At 59.7% G+C, this 20249-nt stretch carries 13 protein-coding genes; 7 read left to right on the forward strand and 6 right to left on the reverse strand.

What is annotated here, in order from left to right; translation table 11 throughout:
* Positions 1 to 468: 468 nt before the first annotated feature.
* The 5 genes from ntrC to glnA all read right to left on the reverse strand — a co-directional run bounded on the left by ntrC (position 469) and on the right by glnA (position 6051).
* On the reverse strand, positions 469 to 1905 hold the full coding sequence (ntrC, locus tag QF010_RS15665; RefSeq protein WP_046052178.1) for a nitrogen regulation protein NR(I): 1437 nt from the start codon (positions 1903 to 1905) through the stop codon (positions 469 to 471).
* Positions 1902 to 2987: a nitrogen regulation protein NR(II) gene (gene glnL, locus QF010_RS15670; RefSeq protein WP_008149435.1), complete on the reverse strand. Its 1086-nt coding sequence runs from the start codon at positions 2985 to 2987 to the stop codon at positions 1902 to 1904. The genes ntrC and glnL overlap by 4 nt, the downstream gene beginning before the upstream one ends.
* A 230-nt stretch (positions 2988 to 3217) precedes the next feature.
* Positions 3218 to 3838 carry a DUF4124 domain-containing protein gene (locus tag QF010_RS15675; protein WP_429533465.1) on the reverse strand — a complete coding sequence of 207 codons (621 nt, stop codon included), beginning with the start codon at positions 3836 to 3838 and terminating at the stop codon, positions 3218 to 3220.
* Positions 3835 to 4344 (reverse strand): DUF4124 domain-containing protein, encoded by a 510-nt coding sequence (locus tag QF010_RS15680; protein WP_429533466.1) that lies wholly within the window; start codon positions 4342 to 4344, stop codon positions 3835 to 3837. Before QF010_RS15680 ends, QF010_RS15675 begins: the two co-directional genes overlap by 4 nt.
* Positions 4345 to 4644: 300 nt before the next feature.
* Entirely contained in the window at positions 4645 to 6051 is a 1407-nt protein-coding gene (glnA, locus tag QF010_RS15685) for a glutamate--ammonia ligase (RefSeq protein ID WP_008149440.1), read from the reverse strand.
* 330 nt (positions 6052 to 6381) lie between these two features.
* Between glnA and thiI the strand changes: the two genes are divergently transcribed.
* Positions 6382 to 7836: a tRNA uracil 4-sulfurtransferase ThiI gene (gene thiI / locus QF010_RS15690; RefSeq protein WP_429533467.1), complete on the forward strand. Its 1455-nt coding sequence runs from the start codon at positions 6382 to 6384 to the stop codon at positions 7834 to 7836.
* Positions 7837 to 7975: 139 nt separating this feature from the next.
* On the forward strand, positions 7976 to 9796 hold the full coding sequence (typA, locus tag QF010_RS15695) for a translational GTPase TypA (protein WP_033055293.1): 1821 nt from the start codon (positions 7976 to 7978) through the stop codon (positions 9794 to 9796).
* Positions 9797 to 10122: 326 nt separating this feature from the next.
* Here the strand turns inward: typA and QF010_RS15700 are convergent, their stop codons facing one another.
* A complete protein-coding gene (locus QF010_RS15700; RefSeq protein WP_033055294.1) occupies positions 10123 to 10566 on the reverse strand; it encodes a YkgJ family cysteine cluster protein in 444 nt (147 codons plus the stop codon).
* A gap of 254 nt (positions 10567 to 10820) precedes the next feature.
* Between QF010_RS15700 and QF010_RS15705 the strand changes: the two genes are divergently transcribed.
* From QF010_RS15705 to QF010_RS15725, 5 genes are all read left to right on the forward strand, one after another.
* Entirely contained in the window at positions 10821 to 13271 is a 2451-nt protein-coding gene (locus QF010_RS15705) for a glycogen/starch/alpha-glucan phosphorylase (protein ID WP_033055296.1), read from the forward strand.
* A 102-nt stretch (positions 13272 to 13373) separates the two neighbouring features.
* Positions 13374 to 16961 (forward strand): DUF2339 domain-containing protein, encoded by a 3588-nt coding sequence (locus QF010_RS15710; RefSeq protein ID WP_429533468.1) that lies wholly within the window; start codon positions 13374 to 13376, stop codon positions 16959 to 16961.
* Positions 16958 to 18331, forward strand: a complete 1374-nt coding sequence (locus QF010_RS15715) for a DUF3999 domain-containing protein (protein WP_429533469.1) — start codon at positions 16958 to 16960, stop codon at positions 18329 to 18331. Before QF010_RS15710 ends, QF010_RS15715 begins: the two co-directional genes overlap by 4 nt.
* Before the next feature lie 162 nt (positions 18332 to 18493).
* Entirely contained in the window at positions 18494 to 19504 is a 1011-nt protein-coding gene (locus QF010_RS15720; protein ID WP_429533470.1) for a class 1 fructose-bisphosphatase, read from the forward strand.
* Positions 19505 to 19507: 3 nt separating this feature from the next.
* The gene (locus QF010_RS15725; RefSeq protein ID WP_429511341.1) at positions 19508 to 20110 is read left to right on the forward strand and encodes a DUF924 family protein; all 603 of its coding nucleotides are present in this window, start codon (positions 19508 to 19510) and stop codon (positions 20108 to 20110) included.
* Positions 20111 to 20249 lie beyond the last annotated feature (139 nt).

A 20249-nucleotide genomic window follows, 5' to 3' on the forward strand; every position in this document is an offset into this window, starting at 1 on the left:
CTGTACCAAGGTCCCCGAAACCGGGTAGTGAACTGAATCACTGATTGGACTATTGCAGGGGGCGTGCCAGGTTTTAACAAGTTGAAACAGAATGTCGCGCTGAAACGTCGAAAGCCCCGTATTCCGGGGCTTTCGTGTTTTCGCGGTATGGTTTTTTTTGCGTAAGCAGGTAGGGTTTTAGAGCAGTTGGCGTGCGCGATTGCGGTTCGCGGTGCATTGCGGCGGTGCATGGAGGATGTTGCGGTGCATCGTGGAAATGGGGCTGATCCTGAATCGACCCTCACCCTAACCCTCTCCCGGAGGGAGAGGGGACTGACTGAGGTGTTCTTGGAGTTACATCGACCTGAACAATCAAGTCGAACTCAGGATATGAAAGGCCCCCGATCTGCTCCCTTTCCCCCTCTCCCCTATGGGGCGGTCCGACGTTTCGGGAGGGCTGGGGTGAGGGGTGGTTCTCAAGGCAAACGATTAACCCTCTTCCCCCTCATCATCATCCCCACCATCAACCTTCATCCCCAATTCCTTGATCTTGCGCGTCAGGGTATTACGCCCCCAGCCCAGCAAAACGGCGGCATCGCGGCGGCGGCCGGCGGTGTGTTTGAGGGCGGTTTCGATCATGATCCGTTCGAACGCCGGTACGGCGCTGTCCAGCAGGCTCGACTGACCGCGAGCCAACGCCTGATCGGCCCACTGGCGCAGGGCTTGCTCCCAGTTGGTCACCGGCGCCGAATCCTGCGGCAGATTCAGCAACTCCGGCGGCAGGTCGCTGATGTGCACTTCGCGACCCGAAGCCATCACCGTGATCCAGCGGCAGGTGTTCTCCAGCTGACGCACGTTGCCGCCCCACGGCAGGTTCTTCAGGTATTCCTCGGTTTCGCTTTTCAGCAGCTTCGGCTCCACCGCCAGTTCTTGCGCGGCGCGGCTGAGGAAATGCTTGGCCAGGGTCGGGATGTCTTCGCGACGGTCCGACAACCTTGGAATGTGGATGCGGATCACGTTGAGGCGGTGGAACAAGTCCTCACGGAATTTCCCGGCGTGCACCAGGGTTTCCAGGTTCTGGTGAGTCGCGGCGATGATTCGCACATCGACCTTCACCGGCACATGGCCGCCGACGCGGTAGAACTCGCCGTCCGCCAATACCCGTAGCAAACGAGTCTGGGTGTCTGCCGGCATGTCGCCGATTTCATCGAGGAACAGCGTGCCGCCGTCAGCCTGTTCAAAGCGCCCGCGACGCAGGTTGGCCGCGCCGGTGAACGCGCCTTTCTCATGGCCGAACAGCTCGGATTCCATCAGGTCTTTCGGGATCGCCGCCATGTTCAGCGCAATGAACGGCGAAGCCGCACGCGGACTGTGACGGTGCAGGGCATGCGCCACCAGTTCTTTACCGGTACCGGATTCGCCGTTGATCAGCACGGTGATGTTGGAGTGGCTCAAGCGCCCGATGGCGCGAAACACTTCCTGCATCGCTGGCGCTTCACCGATGATTTCTGGCGTACGCGTCAGGGCGACCGGGACTTCCAGGCCTTGCTGTTCCTGAGCGTGCTGGTTGGCGCGTTTGACCAGGGACACCGCTTCGTCAACGTCGAACGGTTTTGGCAGGTATTCAAACGCGCCGCCCTGATAGGACGCGACAGCGCTGTCCAGATCGGAGTGAGCGGTCATGATGATGACCGGCAGCCGTGGGTGTTGTTCGCGAATCCGCGCCAGAAGGTCCAGGCCACTGGCACCCGGCATGCGGATGTCGGAGATGATCACGTCCGGCTGCTGGCGCGCCAGGCGGCTCATCACGCCATCGGCGCTGTCGAAGCTTTGCGTGGTCATGCCTTCTTGTTGCAAGGCTTTTTCCAGGACCCAACGGATAGAACGGTCGTCATCGACGATCCACACGGTTTCACTACGGCTCATGTCGATGTGGCTCCTTGTTCCAGTGGCAGAAAGATCGAGAAGGTGGTGTGGCCTGGATGGCTGTCACATTCGATCAGGCCCTGGTGCTGGCTGATGATGTTCTGGGTAATGGCCAGGCCCAGCCCGGTACCGTCCGGACGGCCGCTGACCATGGGAAAGAAGATGGTTTCCTGCAACTCCGCGGGAATGCCCGGGCCGTTGTCGATGATTTCGATCTTGGTCACCAGGCGATGGCGCACGTGGCCGATGGTGAACTGACGCATGGCGCGGGTACGCAGGCTGATGCGGCCAAGGCGCAGCTCGTTCTGGCTGCTGATGGCCTGCATCGCATTGCGCACGATATTCAGCACGGCCTGAATCATTTGTTCGCGGTCGATCAACACGTCGGGAATGCTTGGGTCGTAGTCGCGCACCAACGTGATGCAACCCTGGCTTTCGGCCTCCACCAGATGACAAACACGCTCCAGAACTTCGTGGACGTTGCACATCGCCAGTGACGGCAGTTTGTTGGAGCCGAGCATGCGATCGACCAGATTGCGCAGGCGGTCGGCCTCTTCAATGATCACGTTGGTGTAGTCGCGCAGGCTTTCTTCCGGCAGCTCGCGGGCAAGCAATTGCGCCGCGCCGCGAATCCCGCCGAGAGGATTCTTGATCTCGTGAGCGAGGCCGCGCACCAGCATCTTGCTGGTTTCCTGCTTCGACAGCTGCGCCTCTTCCTTGGTGATCCGCAACAAGCGGTCACGGGGGTGGACTTCCAGCAGCAGCATGGTGGCGCCGTTGGCGAGGATCGGTGTTACCGCGTAGTCGACGGTCAGCGTCTGGCCGGTGAGGGCGGTGAGCATCGCTTCGCGCTTGGTGAACGGGTGCGCCTGCTGAACCGCCTGACGCAGGGAGTTCAGCGCCTCGGTGGATTCGGTGAACAACTCACTGATGAACTGCCCATGGCTACGCTGACCGCTGATGGCCAGGAGCATCTCCGCCGCCGGGTTCATGTACTCGAGGCGCAGTTCAGCGTCGAGCAGAATGGTGGCGGTGGTCAGGTTGTCGAGTAGCAATCGATGCAGTGCGTCGCTAATGGTCATCAGGACCTCTTTTGGAGCAGGGCGCGCGCATGAATAAAGCGCTGATACGAGGAAAATGCAAAAACCAAACCAAGGCTCCGAAAAGAAGCGTTTAAGGCCTGAAACGGGCGTTTGACGCTCGTTTGCGTGGCGTTCTGCCAGCTTTGACGGGAACTTTCGAACCAAAATGGGTTGGTATGTGGGTACAGTGCAACTAATCGCACCAATATAGTGCGCAAAGCTGAACGGCGTTAGAAGAAGCGCAAGAAGGGATTTTTTTCTTCTGGTGGTTTGTCTTTGAGCGGACATTCCGGCCGTTGGCCGTAATCGGGGAGGGCGCAGGGTTTGACCTGACGCTTCTGCGCGAGGGAGATGCGCAGCATGTGGAACGGCTGGTTGGCGGTGCGCTCGACCGTGCGGCCCTGCTCGTCGAGGATTTCCACAGAGAGGTTATGGCTGCCGCGATCGATATTGCTCAGGGCGAATACCGGGCTCAGGCCGGGCGCTGCGGTGGGTTGGCCGTCGAGTAGCAGTTGGTAGCGATGGCCTCGCTGCAGGCCGGGTTCGCTGGTAACGCTGACGATAATCTCGCCAGCACTGCTGCGCACCGTGGCGTCAGGTTCCGGCACCAGTACTCTCAGCATGTCGTAGTGGAACAGTGGCTTTGTGTCGGCCTTCTTTCCAGTCATCGCCGGTGCTGCGCCGCCAGGGTTGGCGGACATGCGGTTACTCGGCGCCATCGGCACACGCTTGGCATTGCCGGAGCCCGGCTGGTCGGTGTAGACCCGATTGCCCTGGGCGTCGATGTAGGTGAACACCTCGGCCGTCACCGGCAGGGTGATCAGGCAGGTGATCAGCAGCCACAGCCTCACGGCTTATGCACCCGTTGTACGGTGAACGTCACGGTGGGACTTTGCTGGACGATGTTCTCTCCATCGATCACCTGCACCGCGAGGCTGTGTGTGCCGCGGTCAATATTGACCAGTTGCAGGATCGGTACGTTGCTCGGCTGGCCGTAAGGTTGATCGTCCAGCAACAGCCTGAACAGATGAGGGCCTTGCAGGCGGGGTTTGATCAGCACGTTGACGGTAAAGGTGCCGTTGTTGGCACGCAGCGCTTCGGTGGTGGGTAAGTTGGTCAACTCCAGCACCTCGTAAGCGCTGCGCGGCTGTTCGCGGCTGGTGGCTTCGACAGGTGGCGCAGAAGGGGCTTGAGGCTTAACCCTGTTAAGCGGTGGCAACTCGACCGGTTGAGCCTTCACGCCATCGGGCGGTTGATTGCTGTAGGCGGTGTTGCCGTCGGCGTCGGTGTACTTATAGATCTGCGCGGCGGCGGGCAGGGCGATCAGCAGCAACATCAGTAGAAAACCACGACCCATAAAATCGACCGGAAGCGAAGGCGTTGGGTTGCAGCATAGGTCAGGGGTGGCGGTTAGCCCAAGTGGTTAACATTTGGGCATGATTTACCCATATCTCCCAAACACCACAAAACCCTTGTAGGAGTGAGCCTGCTCGCGATAGCGATCGATCATTCAACATGCATATTGACTGACCTGGCGCCTTCGCGAGCAGGCTCGCTCCTACATGGAAACTGCGGTGATCGCTAAATCGCGGGCATAAAAAAGGCCTCCCGAAGGAGGCCTTTTTTTTGTCACGCCGCTTGCGCAGGCGCTACCGGATTAGCAGCTGTAGTACAGCTCGTATTCCAGTGGGTGTACGAAGGTGCGTACTTTGATTTCTTCTTCGCTTTTCAGGGCGATGTAAGCGTCGATGAAGTCGTCGCTGAAAACGCCGCCTTTGGTCAGGAACGCACGACCTTTGTCCAGCTCTTCCAGGGCTTCTTTCAGGCTGCCGCAAACTTGTGGGATCTCTTTCGCCTCTTCAGGCGGCAGGTCGTACAGGTTTTTGTCAGCAGCATCGCCAGGGTGGATCTTGTTCTGGATACCGTCCAGGCCGGCCATTACCAGGGCTGCGAAGGCCAGGTACGGGTTGGCTGCTGGATCCGGGAAGCGAGCTTCGATACGGCGAGCGCGAGGGCTGGACACGTAAGGAATACGGATCGAAGCGGAACGGTTGCGAGCCGAGTAGGCCAGCATTACCGGAGCTTCGAAACCTGGGACCAGACGCTTGTAGGAGTTGGTCGACGGGTTGGTGAAGCCGTTCAGTGCCTTACCGTGCTTGATGATGCCGCCGATGAAGTACAGAGCGGTGTCGGACAGGCCGGCATAGCCTTCGCCAGCGAAGGTGTTCTTGCCATCTTTGGCGATGGACAGGTGAACGTGCATACCCGAACCGTTGTCGCCGTACAGCGGCTTAGGCATGAAGGTCGCGGTGCGGCCGTATGCATCAGCAACGTTGTGTACGCAGTACTTCAGGGTTTGAACTTCGTCAGCCTTGGCCACCAGGGTGTTGAACTTCACGCCGATTTCGTTCTGGCCAGCAGTCGCCACTTCGTGGTGGTGAACTTCGATGACCAGGCCCATTTCTTCCATGGCGTTGCACATGGAGGTACGGATTTCGTGGTCGTGGTCGAACGGCGGAACCGGGAAGTAGCCGCCTTTGACGCCTGGACGGTGGCCTTTGTTGCCGCCTTCCACGTCCTGGTCGGACATCCACGAACCTTGTTCGGAGTAGATCTTGAACATCGAGCCAGAGATATCGGACTTGAACTTCACTTGGTCGAAGATGAAGAATTCAGGCTCTGGACCAACAAATACGGTGTCGCCGATACCGGTTGACTTCAGGTATTCCTCGGCGCGCTTGGCGATCGCACGTGGATCACGGTCGTAGCCTTGCATGGTCGAAGGCTCGATCACGTCGCAAACCAGGATCAGGGTTGGCTCTTCGGTGAACGGGTCGAGAACGGCAGTGCTGTCGTCCGGCATCAGGATCATGTCGGAGGCTTCGATGCCTTTCCAGCCAGCGATGGAGGAACCGTCGAACATTTTGCCTTCTTCGAAGAAAGCTTCATCCAGCGCGTCGCGAGCCGGCATGGTCACGTGGTGCTGAGTGCCTTTGGTGTCCGTGAAGCGCAGATCAATCCACTTGACGTCATGATCTTTGATGAGTTGAACCGACTTCGACATAGTGTCCTCCGGGTGGCTTCGGGCTTAGTAGTGGATGCCCTTAGAATGTGGGTGATGCCGGCGCGAATACTCTGCCAAGGCAACCTGCCTCACAAGGGAGCAAATTGCATGCCAGTGCCCCACCATGGGTTTTTTGCCCCAATTTCACGCTTATAAAGGTGCAAAGCGCAGCAAAGCTGGAAATAGCGCCCCGTAATGTAGCGTTAAATCCAGTAAATGACCCGTTTTGGTGCGCGCAAAACCTTCTGCACATTAACTGGTTAAACCTTGAGCAATTTCCGCTATAATCCGCGCCCCCCTTTTTCGGCTGGCCCAGCGCGCGCTGTTTTCATGAAACTAATCGTAAAAGTCTTCCCTGAGATCACCATCAAGAGCCGCCCGGTACGGATGCGTTTCATCCGCCAGTTGGCCAAAAACATCCGTACCGTGCTCCGCGACCTGGACCCGGCTGTGGTGGTGAACGGTGTGTGGGACAATCTCGAGCTGGAAACCCGCGTCAGCGAGCCCAAAGCCCTGAAGGAGATGACCGAGCGCCTGAGCTGCATGCCGGGCATCGCGCATTTCCTGCAAGTCGACGAATACCCGCTGGGCGACTTCGATGACATCGTCGCCAAGTGCAAGCAGCACTTCGGTGATGCGTTGGCCGGGAAGATCTTTTCGGTGCGCTGCAAGCGTGCCGGCAAGCATGAATTCAGCTCGATGGACGTCGAGAAATACGTCGGCAGCCAACTGCGTCGTCAGTGCGGCGCCGCCGGAATCTCGCTGAAAGAGCCGGAAATCGAAGTTCGCATTGAAATTCGCGACAAACGGTTGTTTGTGATCCACAGCCAGCACAACAGCATCGGCGGTTATCCGCTGGGTGCCCTGGAACAGACACTTGTGCTGATGTCCGGCGGCTTCGATTCCACCGTCGCCGCTTACCAGATCATGCGCCGCGGGCTGATGAGCCATTTCTGCTTCTTCAATCTGGGCGGACGAGCCCATGAACTGGGCGTCATGGAAGTCGCGCACTTCATCTGGAAGAAGTACGGCAGCTCCCAACGCGTGTTATTTGTGAGTGTGCCGTTCGAGGAAGTACTGGGAGAAATTCTCGGTAAAGTCGATAACAGTCATATGGGCGTAGTTTTGAAGCGTATGATGTTGCGCGCTGCTTCCCGTATTGCCGATCGGCTGGACATCGAAGCGCTGGTCACCGGCGAAGCGATTTCCCAGGTGTCGAGCCAGACGCTGCCGAACCTGTCCGTGATCGACTGCGTGACCGACAAGCTGGTCTTGCGTCCGCTGATCGCCAGTCACAAGCAGGACATCATCGACCTGGCCAACGAAATCGGGACTGCCGACTTCGCCAAGCACATGCCGGAATATTGCGGGGTCATCTCGGTGAACCCCAAGACCCACGCCAAGCGTCCGCGCGTGGAGTACGAAGAACAACAGTTCGACATGGCAGTACTTGAGCGTGCGCTCGAGAACGCCAAACTGGTACCGATCGATCGCGTGATCGACGAATTGGGCCAGGACTTGCAGATCGAAGAAGTCAGTGAAGCGCTGGCTGGTCAGATCGTCATCGACATCCGTCATCCGGATGCCGCTGAAGATGACCCGCTGGACTTGGCTGGCATTGAGGTACAAACGATGCCGTTTTATGCATTGAACGCTCGTTTCAAGGAACTGGACCCTACTCGCCAGTACCTGCTGTATTGCGACAAAGGCGTGATGAGTCGCCTGCATGCCCACCATTTGCTCAGTGAGGGGCATGCCAATGTGCGCGTTTATCGACCGAGCTAAGAGCCCGGGGCTGTATGCCTGTGGCCTGCGTCACCGGCCCCCCGACTCTGCCGTCAAGCTGTAACGGCAAGGCCTGACTCTACTGTAAATCGCTGCCAAGACTTGTCAGCACACCGAATCCTCTGATCGAGATACACAAGTGATCGAAAATCTACGCAACATCGCCATCATTGCTCACGTTGACCATGGTAAGACCACCCTGGTAGACAAACTCTTGCGTCAATCCGGCACCCTGGAGCGCAACGAGCTCAACGACGAGCGCGTGATGGACTCCAACGACCAGGAGAAAGAACGCGGTATTACCATTCTGGCGAAAAACACCGCCATCAACTGGAACGGCCACCACATCAACATCGTGGACACCCCGGGCCACGCCGACTTCGGCGGCGAAGTTGAACGTGTAATGTCGATGGTTGACTCCGTTCTGCTGCTGGTTGACGCTCAAGACGGCCCTATGCCGCAAACCCGTTTCGTGACCAAGAAGGCTTTCGAAGCCGGCCTGCGTCCAATCGTGGTCATCAACAAGGTTGACCGTCCAGGCGCGCGTCCGGACTGGGTTCTGGACCAGATCTTCGACCTGTTCGACAACCTCGGTGCTACCGAAGAACAGCTGGACTTCAAAGTCGTCTACGCCTCGGCCCTGAACGGCATTGCCGGTCTGGAACACACCGACATGGCTGAAGACATGACCCCGCTGTACCAGGCGATCATTGACCACGTGCCGGCTCCAAAAGTCGACCGTGACGGTCCGTTCCAGATGCAAATCTCGGCACTGGACTACAACAGCTTCCTGGGTGTTATCGGCGTTGGCCGTATCGCCCGTGGTCGCGTCAAGCCGAACACTCAAGTCGTGGCTATCGACGCCGACGGCAAGCGCCGTAACGGTCGTATCCTGAAGCTGATGGGTCACCACGGTCTGCACCGTATCGACGTTGACGAAGCAGCTGCCGGCGACATCGTCTGCATCAGCGGCTTCGACCAGCTGTTCATCTCCGACACTCTGTGTGACCCACTGAACGTCGAAGCGATGAAGCCACTGACCGTTGACGAACCAACTGTTTCCATGACCTTCCAGGTTAACGACTCGCCGTTCTGCGGTCGTGAAGGCAAGTTCGTCACCAGCCGTAACATCAAGGAACGTCTGGACAAAGAACTGCTCTACAACGTTGCTCTGCGCGTTGAAGAAGGCGACACCGCCGACAAGTTCAAAGTCTCCGGCCGTGGTGAGTTGCACCTCTCGGTACTGATCGAAACCATGCGTCGCGAAGGCTTCGAAATGGGTGTTGGTCGTCCGGAAGTGATCATCCGCATGGTTGACGGCGTCAAGCACGAACCGTACGAAAACGTGACCATCGACCTGCCAGAAGAATCGCAAGGTTCGATCATGGAACAGATCGGTATCCGTAAAGGCGACCTGACCAACATGGTTCCGGATGGCAAGGGCCGTGTGCGCCTTGAGTACAACATCCCGGCTCGTGGCTTGATCGGTTTCCGTAACGAGTTCCTGACCCTGACCTCCGGTGCAGGCATCCTGACCTCGATCTTCGACCGTTACGACGTGATGAAGTCCGGCGACATGTCCGGCCGTCAGAACGGCGTGCTGGTTTCGGTTGCTACCGGTAAGGCTCTGACTTACTCGCTGGAAACCCTGCAAGCTCGCGGCAAACTGTTCCTGGGTCACGGTGAAGACGTGTACGAAGGTCAAATCGTCGGCATCAACAGCCGCGACAACGACCTGGGCGTTAACCCAACCAAAGGCAAGAAGCTCGACAACATGCGTGCTTCGGGTAAAGACGAAACCATCGCTCTGGTTCCGCCTATCCGTTTCACCCTGGAACAAGCTCTTGAGTTCGTGCAAGAAGACGAACTGTGCGAAGTCACTCCTAAGTCCATCCGTCTTCGTAAGAAGATCCTGGGCGAAAGCGAGCGTACCCGCGCTGCCAAGAAAGCCGGTAACTGAGTTTCGACTTAGTTAGCGCTTAAAAAAACGCCCCCGACCGCAAGGTCGGGGGCGTTTTTGTTTGTCTGGGGAAGGGAAAATTGATGGTGGAGATTCAGAATCTCGGGATGACTTGGGATCGACCCCTAACCCTCTCCCCGGAGGGTAGAGGGGACTGACCGAGTTGTTCTTAGAGCTACATCGACTTGAAAGTCTGGAGTCGAACTCAGGATTTGAAAAGCCCCCGATCGGCTCCCTTTCCCCCTCTCCCCACTGGGGCGGTCCGACGTTTCGGGAGGGCTGGGGTGAGGGGTGGTTCTAGAGCCTGCCGCTGAACTCAGAGACGATCAGAACTTCTCGAGGGTGCGACGGCTCTCGCTGCTCTCGCGCGGCACTTCTTTGGGCTTATACGCGCAATACCCCGGCCGCGGCCCGATTTTCGGGTGGTTACGGCAAGTATCCGGGCGCTTTTCATAAATAGTGCACAAACGGCTCTTACGATCCAGGTACAGGCAATCGTTGTTGCTCATGCGCTGAAGGGTGAAGATCTCGGACTTCTGGTTGTAACGCTCGACGATCCCTTCCTTCTGCAAACGCTTGGCGATGTTCTTCGGCGGCTCGCCGCGCTCGAATTCATCGACGATGCCGATACGGATCAGATCCTTGATCTTGACCTCGACCGGCAGGGTGCAGCAGCTGGAAACGCACGAACCACACATCGGGGCGGAGTACTTGGCCCAGGTATCGAGGCGATCGATCTCCGCGGCGGCGATCAGGTTGGACTTCATCATCGGTTGTTACCAGCGTGCATCAGGGCGCGCGATCATACCGGGACTGGTGGATTTTTGAACAACCTTTCGCCAGTTTTTTTCGAAAATCGTCCGAAAACACCGTTAATCCGGCACGGCCCCTGCATTGATTCAGACACATGACAATGTAATGTCGATCTATCTCGCACTATCAGGAAAAACTGCCGAACCAGAGCCCCCACGGCCGGTCAGACCGTCTAGGCTCAACAACTTCACGCTCGCTCGAGGTCCTATCGATGACTCAAGAACCACTTGTTCGCGAAGCAGAGGTGGCCGCATTTCGCGACGCCGTCTTGACCAAACTCACCTACGCGGTGGGCAAAGACCCGGATCACGCCTTCGACCACGACTGGTTCGAAGCCATTGCCCTGGCGGCGCGCGATCATATGGTCGAGCACTGGATGGATCACACCCGGCAGATCTACCGCAAAGGTCAAAAGCGGGTTTATTACCTCTCCCTCGAATTTCTGATCGGCCGTCTGCTCTACGACAGCCTGAGCAACCTTGGTCTGCTGGACGTCGCCCGTGAAGCCATGACGGAGCTCGGCGTTGACCTTGAACGCATCCGCCTGCTGGAACCTGATGCTGCGCTGGGCAACGGCGGCCTCGGTCGTCTGGCCGCGTGCTTCATGGAAAGCATGTCGACCCTCGGCATTGCCGGGCACGGTTACGGCATTCGTTACGAACACGGCTTGTTCCGCCAGGCCATCGTCGACGGCTGGCAGCAGGAACAGACCGAGCACTGGCTGGATTTCGGTAACCCTTGGGAGTTCGAACGGCCAGAGGTCGTTTACCCGATCGGTTTTGGTGGCAGTGTCGAAACCGTCACCGACGAAGCCGGCAAGTCGAAGCAAGTCTGGACACCAGTGGAAACCGTTCGCGCGATTGCGTATGACACGCCGGTTGTCGGCTGGCGCGGGGCGAGCGTCAACACGCTGCGCCTGTGGCGCGCCCGGGCCGTGGAAGATTTGCACCTGGAACGCTTCAACGCCGGCGACCACTTGGGCGCCGTGGCAGAAGTCGCCCGGGCCGAAAGTATTTCCCGGGTGCTCTACCCGGCGGACAGCACCGAAGCCGGGCAGGAACTGCGCCTGCGTCAGGAATATTTCTTCGTCGCCGCATCCTTGCAGGATTTGCTGCGCCGCCATCGCAACATGCACACCTCGGTCCTGACCCTGGGCGATCATGCCGCGATCCAGCTCAACGACACCCACCCTTCGATTGCCGTCGCCGAACTGATGCGGCAACTGGTCGATGTCTATGACGTCGCCTGGGATGCGGCATGGCAAGTCACCGTCGACACGCTGTCCTACACCAACCACACGCTGCTGCCGGAAGCGCTGGAAACCTGGCCGGTCGGTTTGATGGAGCGGATGTTGCCGCGGCACATGCAGATCATTTACTTGATCAACGCCCAGCACATCGATTCGCTGCGGGCCAAGGGGATCCATGACTTCGAGGTCCTGCGCGCGGTATCGCTGATCGAGGAAGACAACGGCCGCCGCGTGCGCATGGGCAACCTCGCGTTCCTTGGCTCCCACAGCGTCAACGGCGTGTCCGGCCTGCACACGCAGTTGATGCGCAAAACGGTGTTCTCCGAACTGCACAAACTCTACCCGGACCGGATCAACAACAAGACCAACGGCATCACCTTCCGCCGCTGGCTCTACCAGGCCAACCCGGAGCTGACCTCGATGATGGTCGACGCCCTCGGCCCGGATCTGCTGGACAACCCCGAAGAGCGTTTGCTCGGCCTGGAACCGTTCGCCGAGAAAGCCGCGTTCCGCAAGGCGTTCGCCGAACAGCGCCTGCACAGCAAGAAGGCCCTGGCGTACATCATTCATGAGCGACTTGGCGTTGCGGTCAACCCGGCCGCGATGTTCGACGTGCAGGTCAAACGGATCCACGAATACAAACGTCAATTGCTCAACCTGTTACACACCGTTGCGCTGTATCAGGCGATTCGTGCCGAGCCGGAAATCGATTGGGTGCCGCGGGTGAAGATCTTCGCCGGCAAGGCGGCGGCCAGTTATCACCAGGCCAAGCTGATCATCAAACTGACCAACGACATCGCCCGGGTGGTGAACAACGACCCGACCGTGCGCGGTTTGCTGAAAGTGGTGTTCTTGCCCAACTACAACGTCAGTCTGGCGGAGAGCATCATTCCGGCAGCGGATTTGTCGGAGCAGATTTCCACCGCCGGCTTCGAAGCCTCTGGCACGAGCAACATGAAATTCGGCCTCAACGGCGCGCTGACCATCGGCACCCTCGATGGCGCCAACGTCGAAATGTGCGAACGCATCGGCGCCGAACACATGTTCATCTTCGGCCTCAGCGCTCAGCAGGTTGAAGCGCGCAAGCAGAACCATGAGTTCAACGCGACGCCGGATATCGCCGCGTCCCATCGGCTGAATGACGTGCTGCAAGCGATTCGCGGCGGGGTGTTCTCGCCGGATGATCCTTCCCGTTACACAGGATTGATCGATTCGCTGATCGACTACGACCGCTTCCTGGTCTGCGCCGATTTCGACGCTTACTGGGACGCGCAGATGCGTGTTGAAGCCCATTGGCACGATTCGAAGGAATGGTGGCGTTCGGCGGTGTTGAACACCTCCCGGATGGGCTGGTTCTCGTCCGACCGGACCATTCGCGAGTACGCCACGGAAATCTGGAAGGCGTTGGAGTAACTTTTAGCAATAATTGCGAGCAAGGCCCGACGGTTGTTGGGCCTGGCCGATATACTGAGCGTCAGTTTGCCGGATTGGCCACTGCGATTAGGGATATCGACCATGCAATGGATGTTCATGCTGATTGGGCTGGTGCTGGGCTGGGTACTCGACGAGTCGTTCAGCGATGCGCTGTTGGGCGCGCTGCTCGGGTTGGGTATTGGCCAGGCCATTCGCATCGGCCGCTTGGGTTCACAGGCCGCCGAGCAACGTAAGCTACTGGATCAGGCTCAGATCGCGCTGAATGTGGTGCAGCAACGGCTGTCATTGCTGGAGGTGTCAGGCGTCAAGACGCCGGAAACCAGTGAGCCAGTTGCTAGCGAAGCCGCTGCACCTCCTGAATTCATTCTCGACGAAATCCCTGCCGAGGCCCCAGAGCTGATCTGGGAACTCCCTCCCGAACTGGAACCGATCACCGCGGCCGCTGCCGAAGCGAGCCGACCCGTGCCCGTCGATGCCTGGAAACCCGAACCGGTATCCCGCGAACCACAACAACCCGCTGCGCCTCGCGGCCCGAACTTCATCGACCGCACCATCAGTGGCGCCCGCAACTGGTTGTTCGGCGGCAACACGGTGCTGCGGGTCGGTGTAGTGCTGTTGTTTCTCGGCCTGGCCTTCCTGCTGCGTTACGCCACCGAAGGCATGGTGGTGCCGATCGAGTTGCGTTACGCCGGTGTGGCGGCGGCGGCATTGGGTCTTCTGGGGCTGGGTTGGTGGCTTAGAACACGCAACAGCCATTACGCGTTGATGTTGCAGGGCACCGGGATCGCGGTGTTGTACCTGACCGTGTTTGCCGCGATGCGCTTGCATCCGCTGCTTGATCCTACGGCGGCGTTAGGCCTGCTGGTCGCGGTGACGGTGTTTTCGGCGATCCTCGCCATCACTCAGGATGCCTTGGGCCTGGCTGCCGCTGCAGCGTTGGGCGGTTTTGCCGCGCCGATCCTGACCTCCACCGGCGCCGGCAACCATGTCGCGCTGTTCAGCTACTTCGCCTTGCTCAACGCCGGCATCCTCGCCATCGCCTGGTTCAAGGCCTGGCGGCTGCTCAACCTGATCGGCTTCGTCGGCACCTTCGGCATCGGTTTCGCCTGGGGCCTGCGTTCCTATACCCCGGAACTGCTGTGGAGCACCGAGCCGTTCCTGATTGTGTTTTTCCTGATGTACCTGGCCATTGGTCTGCTGTTCGCCCGGCGCAAGTTGCTGGAAATGAGCGACGCACCCGAGGACGACAGTCGTGAAGCGCTGCTGCACTGGTCCGCGCGCAAGGGCGATTACGTCGACGGCACGATGCTGTTCGGTCCTCCGTTGGTGGGCTTCGGCTTGCAGTTCGCGTTGGTCCAGCACTTGGAATTCGCCGCAGCCTTCAGCGCCTTGGCGTTGGGCATGATTTACATGGGGCTGGCGCGGCTGTTGATGGGCGGACGAGCGTTGCTGCTGGCGGAAACCTGTCTGGCGCTGGGGGTGATCTTCGCCAGTCTGGCAATTCCATTGGGGCTCGATGCACGCTGGACTGCTGCTGCCTGGGCCGTCGAAGGCGCCGGCATCTTCTGGCTCGGCCTGCATCAGCAACGACCGTTGGCCCGAGCCTTTGCCTTGCTGTTGCAATTGGGCTCGGCGCTGGCGTTTATCAGCGAACTGCGGATCGGCGAAAGCAGCCTGCTCGACGGTGCGCCGCTCGGTGCGTTGATGCTCGGCGTGGCGTTGTTGTTCAGCTTCTACCAGTTGCGCAAAGCCTTGCCCGAGCAGACGTCGGAATGGGAGCGCAAAGGGCTGCCGGTATTGGCTTGCCTGGGTCTGACCTTTCTCTATCTGCTGGCGCCGTTGTTTTTCTTCACTCATGGCACAGCGATCAGTTGGGCGCTGGCGGGGTTGGCGACATTGTTTGTTGGCTTGCGTCTGCAATCGCGCACGTTCCTGTTCACCGCATTCGCCGTGCAGTTGCTCGGCGGTGCGTTGTTCCTGCTGCGGCTACAGGGTTCGAGCGGTGAGTCTGGCGCCGTGTTCAGTGCGGGTTGGAGCGGTCTGCTGAGCGCGTCGTTGATCGGCCTGGCGCTGATCGCCGGGATGTTGCTGGCGGCGCGCGATGAGATGGTCCGAAGCGACGTGCGATTGCTGCGCAGCTTGTCGGTGGTGTTGCTCGCCGGTCTGGTGTTGATCAATCTGGCGGTGCTGTTCGTCCTGCCTTGGCAAACGGCGAGTGCCGTATGGGCGGCCAGCGGTCTGTTCATTATCTGGCTGAGCCTGTACCTGAAGCAGCGCGTGAGTTTTGTCTTCGGTCTGCTATTGCAGGTGATTGGCGGCGCGGCGTTCCTGATGGCCGGGCCTGATTTGCTCGGACCGCTTGCGAGCGAAGGCTTGAAGCCTCTGGCTCATAGCGGTTTCTGGACGCCGCTGGTGTTGGGTTTGGCCGCGATGGTTGGTGCCTGGCGCTTGCAGCTCGGCAACCATGCCTCGGCCTTCGATGTACTGAGCTTGCAGCGTTTGTCCGAAGTGCTGCTGGTGTGGGGCGCGGGTTGGTGGGCGCTGGCGTGGGTGAGTGAAGTACTGCGCTTCGCACCGTTGAATCTGCAAGCGACGTTGTTGCTGGCGGTCGCGGCGCTGAGCGTGGCGCTGTGGACGGTATTGGCGCTGCGTTTGAAGTGGTCGTCGCTGGGCTTGCTCTGCACCTTGCTGATGCCTGCGGCCGGTTTGGTGTTGCTGGCTGCGTGGCACTCGCGTTATCACCCGGCGGCCAACGTCGGTTGGCTGGCATGGGCGGCCGTGTTCATTGTGCACTTCATCTCCCTGCGGCGTTTGGCGCCGATGTTGCCGGCGCGCGCCCTCAGTACCGCGCACGTGCTCGGCTGCTGGCTATTGATCGGTGTGTTGGCCCTGGAGCTGCGTTACGGCCTGTTGCTGTTGTCCGAGCAGTACAACGCCTGGCGCTGGTTGGGTTGGGCGATTCTGCCGAGCCTGTATCTGGTGCTGATGGCGGCACCCCGGGCCTGGCCATGGCCGGTGTCGGCGTATTCGCGCGAATACCGCGTGTACGCGGCGGCACCGCTGGCCTTGCTGATGCTCGGCTGGTTCTGGCTGGCGAACGTCGTCAGTGACGGCACCGCCGAGCCGTTGCCTTACGTACCGCTGATCAACCCGCTGGAGTTGGGTCTGCTGTTTGCGCTGTTCGGCGTCTACGTGTGGTCCCGCAGCGCCGTGGTGCAGCTGGCGATTCGCAAGGACTACTGTGATCACGCCACGCAACTGATCGCTGGCGCCTCGCTGTTTGTGTTCTTTACTGCGCTGGTGATGCGCACTGCCCACCATTGGGGTGGTGTGCCGTTCGAGTTGGATGCGTTGCTTGAATCCATGCTGGTGCAGGCCGGTCTGTCTATCGTCTGGACCTTGATGGCCCTGAGTCTGATGATCGGCGGTCATCTGCGTCATCGTCGCGAAGTCTGGCTGATCGGTGCGGCGCTGATCGGTGTGGTGGTGGCCAAACTGTTCTTTGTCGAATTGAGTAACCGCGGCGGACTCGCCCGGATCGTGTCGTTTATCGGCGTTGGCGTGTTGCTGTTGGTGGTGGGCTATTTCGCCCCGTTGCCGCCCAAACGTGCCGAGGCTGTGCCGGAGGCTGAAAAACCGGCCCCGCAAACCGAAGGAGTGTCCTCTTGAGTCAGAAGCTGAACCGTGTCTGGTTGGGCGCAGTTGCGCTGGGTGTGGTGCTGTCGGCCAGTGCTCAGGAAAAATTGGCGGACTTCGCCACGCAGGTGCCGTTGTCGGTCAGCGGCGAAGGTCCGTGGTATCGCCTCGAATTGCCGTTGAGCGTGCAATTGAATGCGCGGCAAACCGATCTCAGCGATGTGCGCGTGTTCAATGCCGCCGGTGAGGCTCAGGCGTATGCCTTGGCACGCGCGCCGGCGCAAACCAGCGAAAACCGCACCCTGACCGACGTGAAATGGTTCCCGCTGTACAACTCGGCGGACTCCACCGAGCACGCACCGAGCGTGCGGGTGCAGTCGAGCGCCAATGGCACGCTGGTCGAAGTGCAGCCGTCCAGTCAGTTGGAGGCGGGCGAAGAAGTGCTGCGGGGCTGGCTGCTCGACGCCAGCAGCATCAAAGCACCGTTGCAGCAGTTGATCCTCGACTGGACCAGCGAGCGCGACGGTTTCCAGCGTTTCACCATCGAAGCCAGCGACGACCTGCAGCATTGGCAGTCATGGGGCGAAGGGCAGGTGGCACGCCTGACGTTTGCCGACGAGCAGGTCGAGCAACATGAAGTCGCTCTGCCGGGTCAGTCGGCCCGTTATCTGCGATTGCTGTGGAACACGCCGCAATCGGCCCCGACGTTGACCACGGCGCAACTGCAAAGCGCCAAGCCCCGCAGCCTGTCGCTACCGCTTGTCTGGTCGCAACCGCTGGCTGGCAGCAGCGTGAAGGCCGGTGAATACACCTGGCAATTACCCATGGGGCTGAATGTCGAGCGCTTGCAGGTCGAGTTGAGTCAGCCCAACAGTTTGGCGCCCGTGACCTTGTCCGGTCGTCGGGAAAGTAGCCTGCCGTGGCAGTCGCTGAGCAGCGGTTTGCTCTACCGCCTGACCCAGAGTGGACAGGACGTGGTGCAGAACGAATTGCAGCTTTCCGGGCAAACCGTGCAGCAGTTGAAGCTGACGGTGGACGAGCGTGGCGGCGGTCTGGGGGCTGAGGCGCCGACTGTGCGATTCGCCGTGCGCTCCATTCAATTGGTGTTTCTGGCGCGCGGAGCAGGGCCTTATACGCTAGCGCTGGGAAGTGCCACGGTGAAGGCGGCGAGCCTGCCGCTGTCGACGTTGATTCCGGATTACAGCGCGGCAAAGTTGGCGACATTGGGCAAGGCTACGGTCGAAGGCGCGGCGCTGGCCACACCAGCGTCGACCGTGACAACGGCTGCGCCGACGGACATCAACTGGAAGAAATTCGGGTTGTGGGCGGTGTTGCTGCTCAGTGTTTTGTTTCTGGCCGCGATGGCGTTCAGTCTGTTGCGCAAGCCGCCGGTCAAGCCTTGAAACTGGCAGCAACGCCCGGTGCACATCCGGGCGGTTTCGAACTACGCTCAACCGGGCGCATGAACTCTATTGGGTGTAACACGTCTGATAGGAGGAAATGCGCCCCAACTCGCGTTAAACTGCGCGGGTTTTTAGCCCCCCCCCATTCCACCGGAGCCTTCCATGTCCCGCGTTACCCTGAGTCGCTATTTGATTGAGCAGACCCGTAGCAACAACACCCCTGCCGATCTGCGTTTCCTGATCGAAGTGGTGGCGCGCGCCTGCAAGGAAATCGCTCACGCCGTGTCCAAAGGCGCCCTCGGTGGTGTTCTGGGCAGCATGGGCACCGAAAACGTCCAAGGCGAAGTGCAGAAGAAACTCGACGTGATCTCCAACGAGATCCTGCTCGAAGCCAACGAATGGGGCGGTCACCTGGCCGGCATGGCGTCCGAAGAAATGGACAATGCCTACCAGATCCCGGGCAAATACCCGAAAGGCGCGTACTTGCTGGTATTCGACCCACTGGACGGCTCGTCGAACATCGATATCAACGCACCGGTCGGTACTATTTTCTCGGTGCTGCGTTGCCCGAGCGAATACCTGAGCCAGAACGAAGCCTTGAACGAAAAGGCTTTCCTGCAGCCAGGTACCGAGCAGGTAGCTGCCGGTTACGCCATCTACGGCCCACAGACCATGCTGGTGCTGACCTTGGGCGACGGTGTGAAAGGCTTCACCCTGGACCGCGAAATGGGCAGCTTTGTGCTGACCCATGAAGACATCACGATCCCGGAGTCCACTCAGGAATTCGCGATCAACGCGTCCAACCAGCGTCACTGGGAAGCCCCGGTACAACGCTACGTCGGCGAATTGCTGGCGGGCGATGAAGGCCCGCTGAAAAAGAACTACAACATGCGCTGGGTCGCCGCGATGGTTGCCGATGTACACCGCATCCTGACCCGTGGTGGCTTGTTCATGTACCCACGCGACAGCCGCGAGCCATCGAAGCCAGGCAAACTGCGCTTGATGTACGAAGCCAACCCGATGTCGTTCCTGGTTGAGCAGGCAGGCGGCGCGTCCACCGATGGTCACCAGCGCATCCTCGACATCAAGCCTGACGGCTTGCACCAGCGCGTAGCGGTGTTCCTCGGCTCGAAAGAAGAAGTCGCACGCGTCACGGCTTACCACAAGGAATAAACCATGACCGCGCCCTGGCAGCCGTTGCTCGAATGGTGGTTCGGAACGCTCGAATCCCCCAACGAAGTATCGGCTGACAAGGGCAAGTTATGGTTCGGCAAGCGCGACAGCCAGGACCTCGAAGCGCGCACGCGTTTCGGGGACTGGGTCGAGCAGGCACTGGCCGGCGGATTGACCGAGTGGGCGCAACGCCCCGAAGGTTGGCTGGCTCTGGTGCTGCTGCTCGATCAACTCCCGCGAATGATCTATCGCGACACTCCCAAATCCTTTTCAGGCGATCTCAGGGCTCAGGCACTGGTGGCGCAAGGCATTGCTGCGGATTTCGATCGGCAGTTGCGGCCGATCCAGCGGGTATTTATCTACCTGGTGTTTGAGCACTGCGAGAATCTGGCGGTGCAGAACGAAGCGGTTTCGCGGTTTATCGATCTGGTGGCGCAGCAGCCTGAGGCGGATCGGGCGGTGTTTGCCGATAACTTGGATTATGCCGAGCGGCATCAGAAAGTGATTGCCCGGTTTGGACGGTTTCCGCATCGCAATGCGGTGTTGGGAAGGGAGTCTACGGCTGAGGAGTTGGCGTTTCTTTCGGGACCTGGATCGCGGTTCTAGATCTTCGTTGTTGCCGATGTCGCCTTCGCGGGGGCCCCCCCCCCCCCCCCCCGGCACACCCCCCCCGGGGGGCGCGGGGGGGGCGCCCACGCGGCCCCCCACAACACAACTCACGGCGAAAACCCCCCACCCCCGGCAC

This window comes from Pseudomonas silensiensis (assembly GCF_050434865.1).
Lineage (GTDB): Bacteria > Pseudomonadota > Gammaproteobacteria > Pseudomonadales > Pseudomonadaceae > Aquipseudomonas > Aquipseudomonas fluorescens_W.

What these genes read in the sequence shown, in the direction of transcription:
- ntrC (WP_046052178.1), bottom strand. Translation starts at nt 1,905, where the DNA reads ATGAGCCGTAGTGAAACCGTGTGGATCGTCGATGACGACCGTTCTATC.
- glnL (WP_008149435.1), bottom strand. Translation starts at nt 2,987, where the DNA reads ATGACCATTAGCGACGCACTGCATCGATTGCTACTCGACAACCTGACC.
- QF010_RS15680 (WP_429533466.1), bottom strand. Translation starts at nt 4,344, where the DNA reads ATGGGTCGTGGTTTTCTACTGATGTTGCTGCTGATCGCCCTGCCCGCC.
- glnA (WP_008149440.1), bottom strand. Translation starts at nt 6,051, where the DNA reads ATGTCGAAGTCGGTTCAACTCATCAAAGATCATGACGTCAAGTGGATT.
- thiI (WP_429533467.1), top strand. Translation starts at nt 6,382, where the DNA reads ATGAAACTAATCGTAAAAGTCTTCCCTGAGATCACCATCAAGAGCCGC.
- QF010_RS15700 (WP_033055294.1), bottom strand. Translation starts at nt 10,566, where the DNA reads ATGATGAAGTCCAACCTGATCGCCGCCGCGGAGATCGATCGCCTCGAT.
- QF010_RS15705 (WP_033055296.1), top strand. Translation starts at nt 10,821, where the DNA reads ATGACTCAAGAACCACTTGTTCGCGAAGCAGAGGTGGCCGCATTTCGC.
- QF010_RS15710 (WP_429533468.1), top strand. Translation starts at nt 13,374, where the DNA reads ATGCAATGGATGTTCATGCTGATTGGGCTGGTGCTGGGCTGGGTACTC.
- QF010_RS15720 (WP_429533470.1), top strand. Translation starts at nt 18,494, where the DNA reads ATGTCCCGCGTTACCCTGAGTCGCTATTTGATTGAGCAGACCCGTAGC.
- QF010_RS15725 (WP_429511341.1), top strand. Translation starts at nt 19,508, where the DNA reads ATGACCGCGCCCTGGCAGCCGTTGCTCGAATGGTGGTTCGGAACGCTC.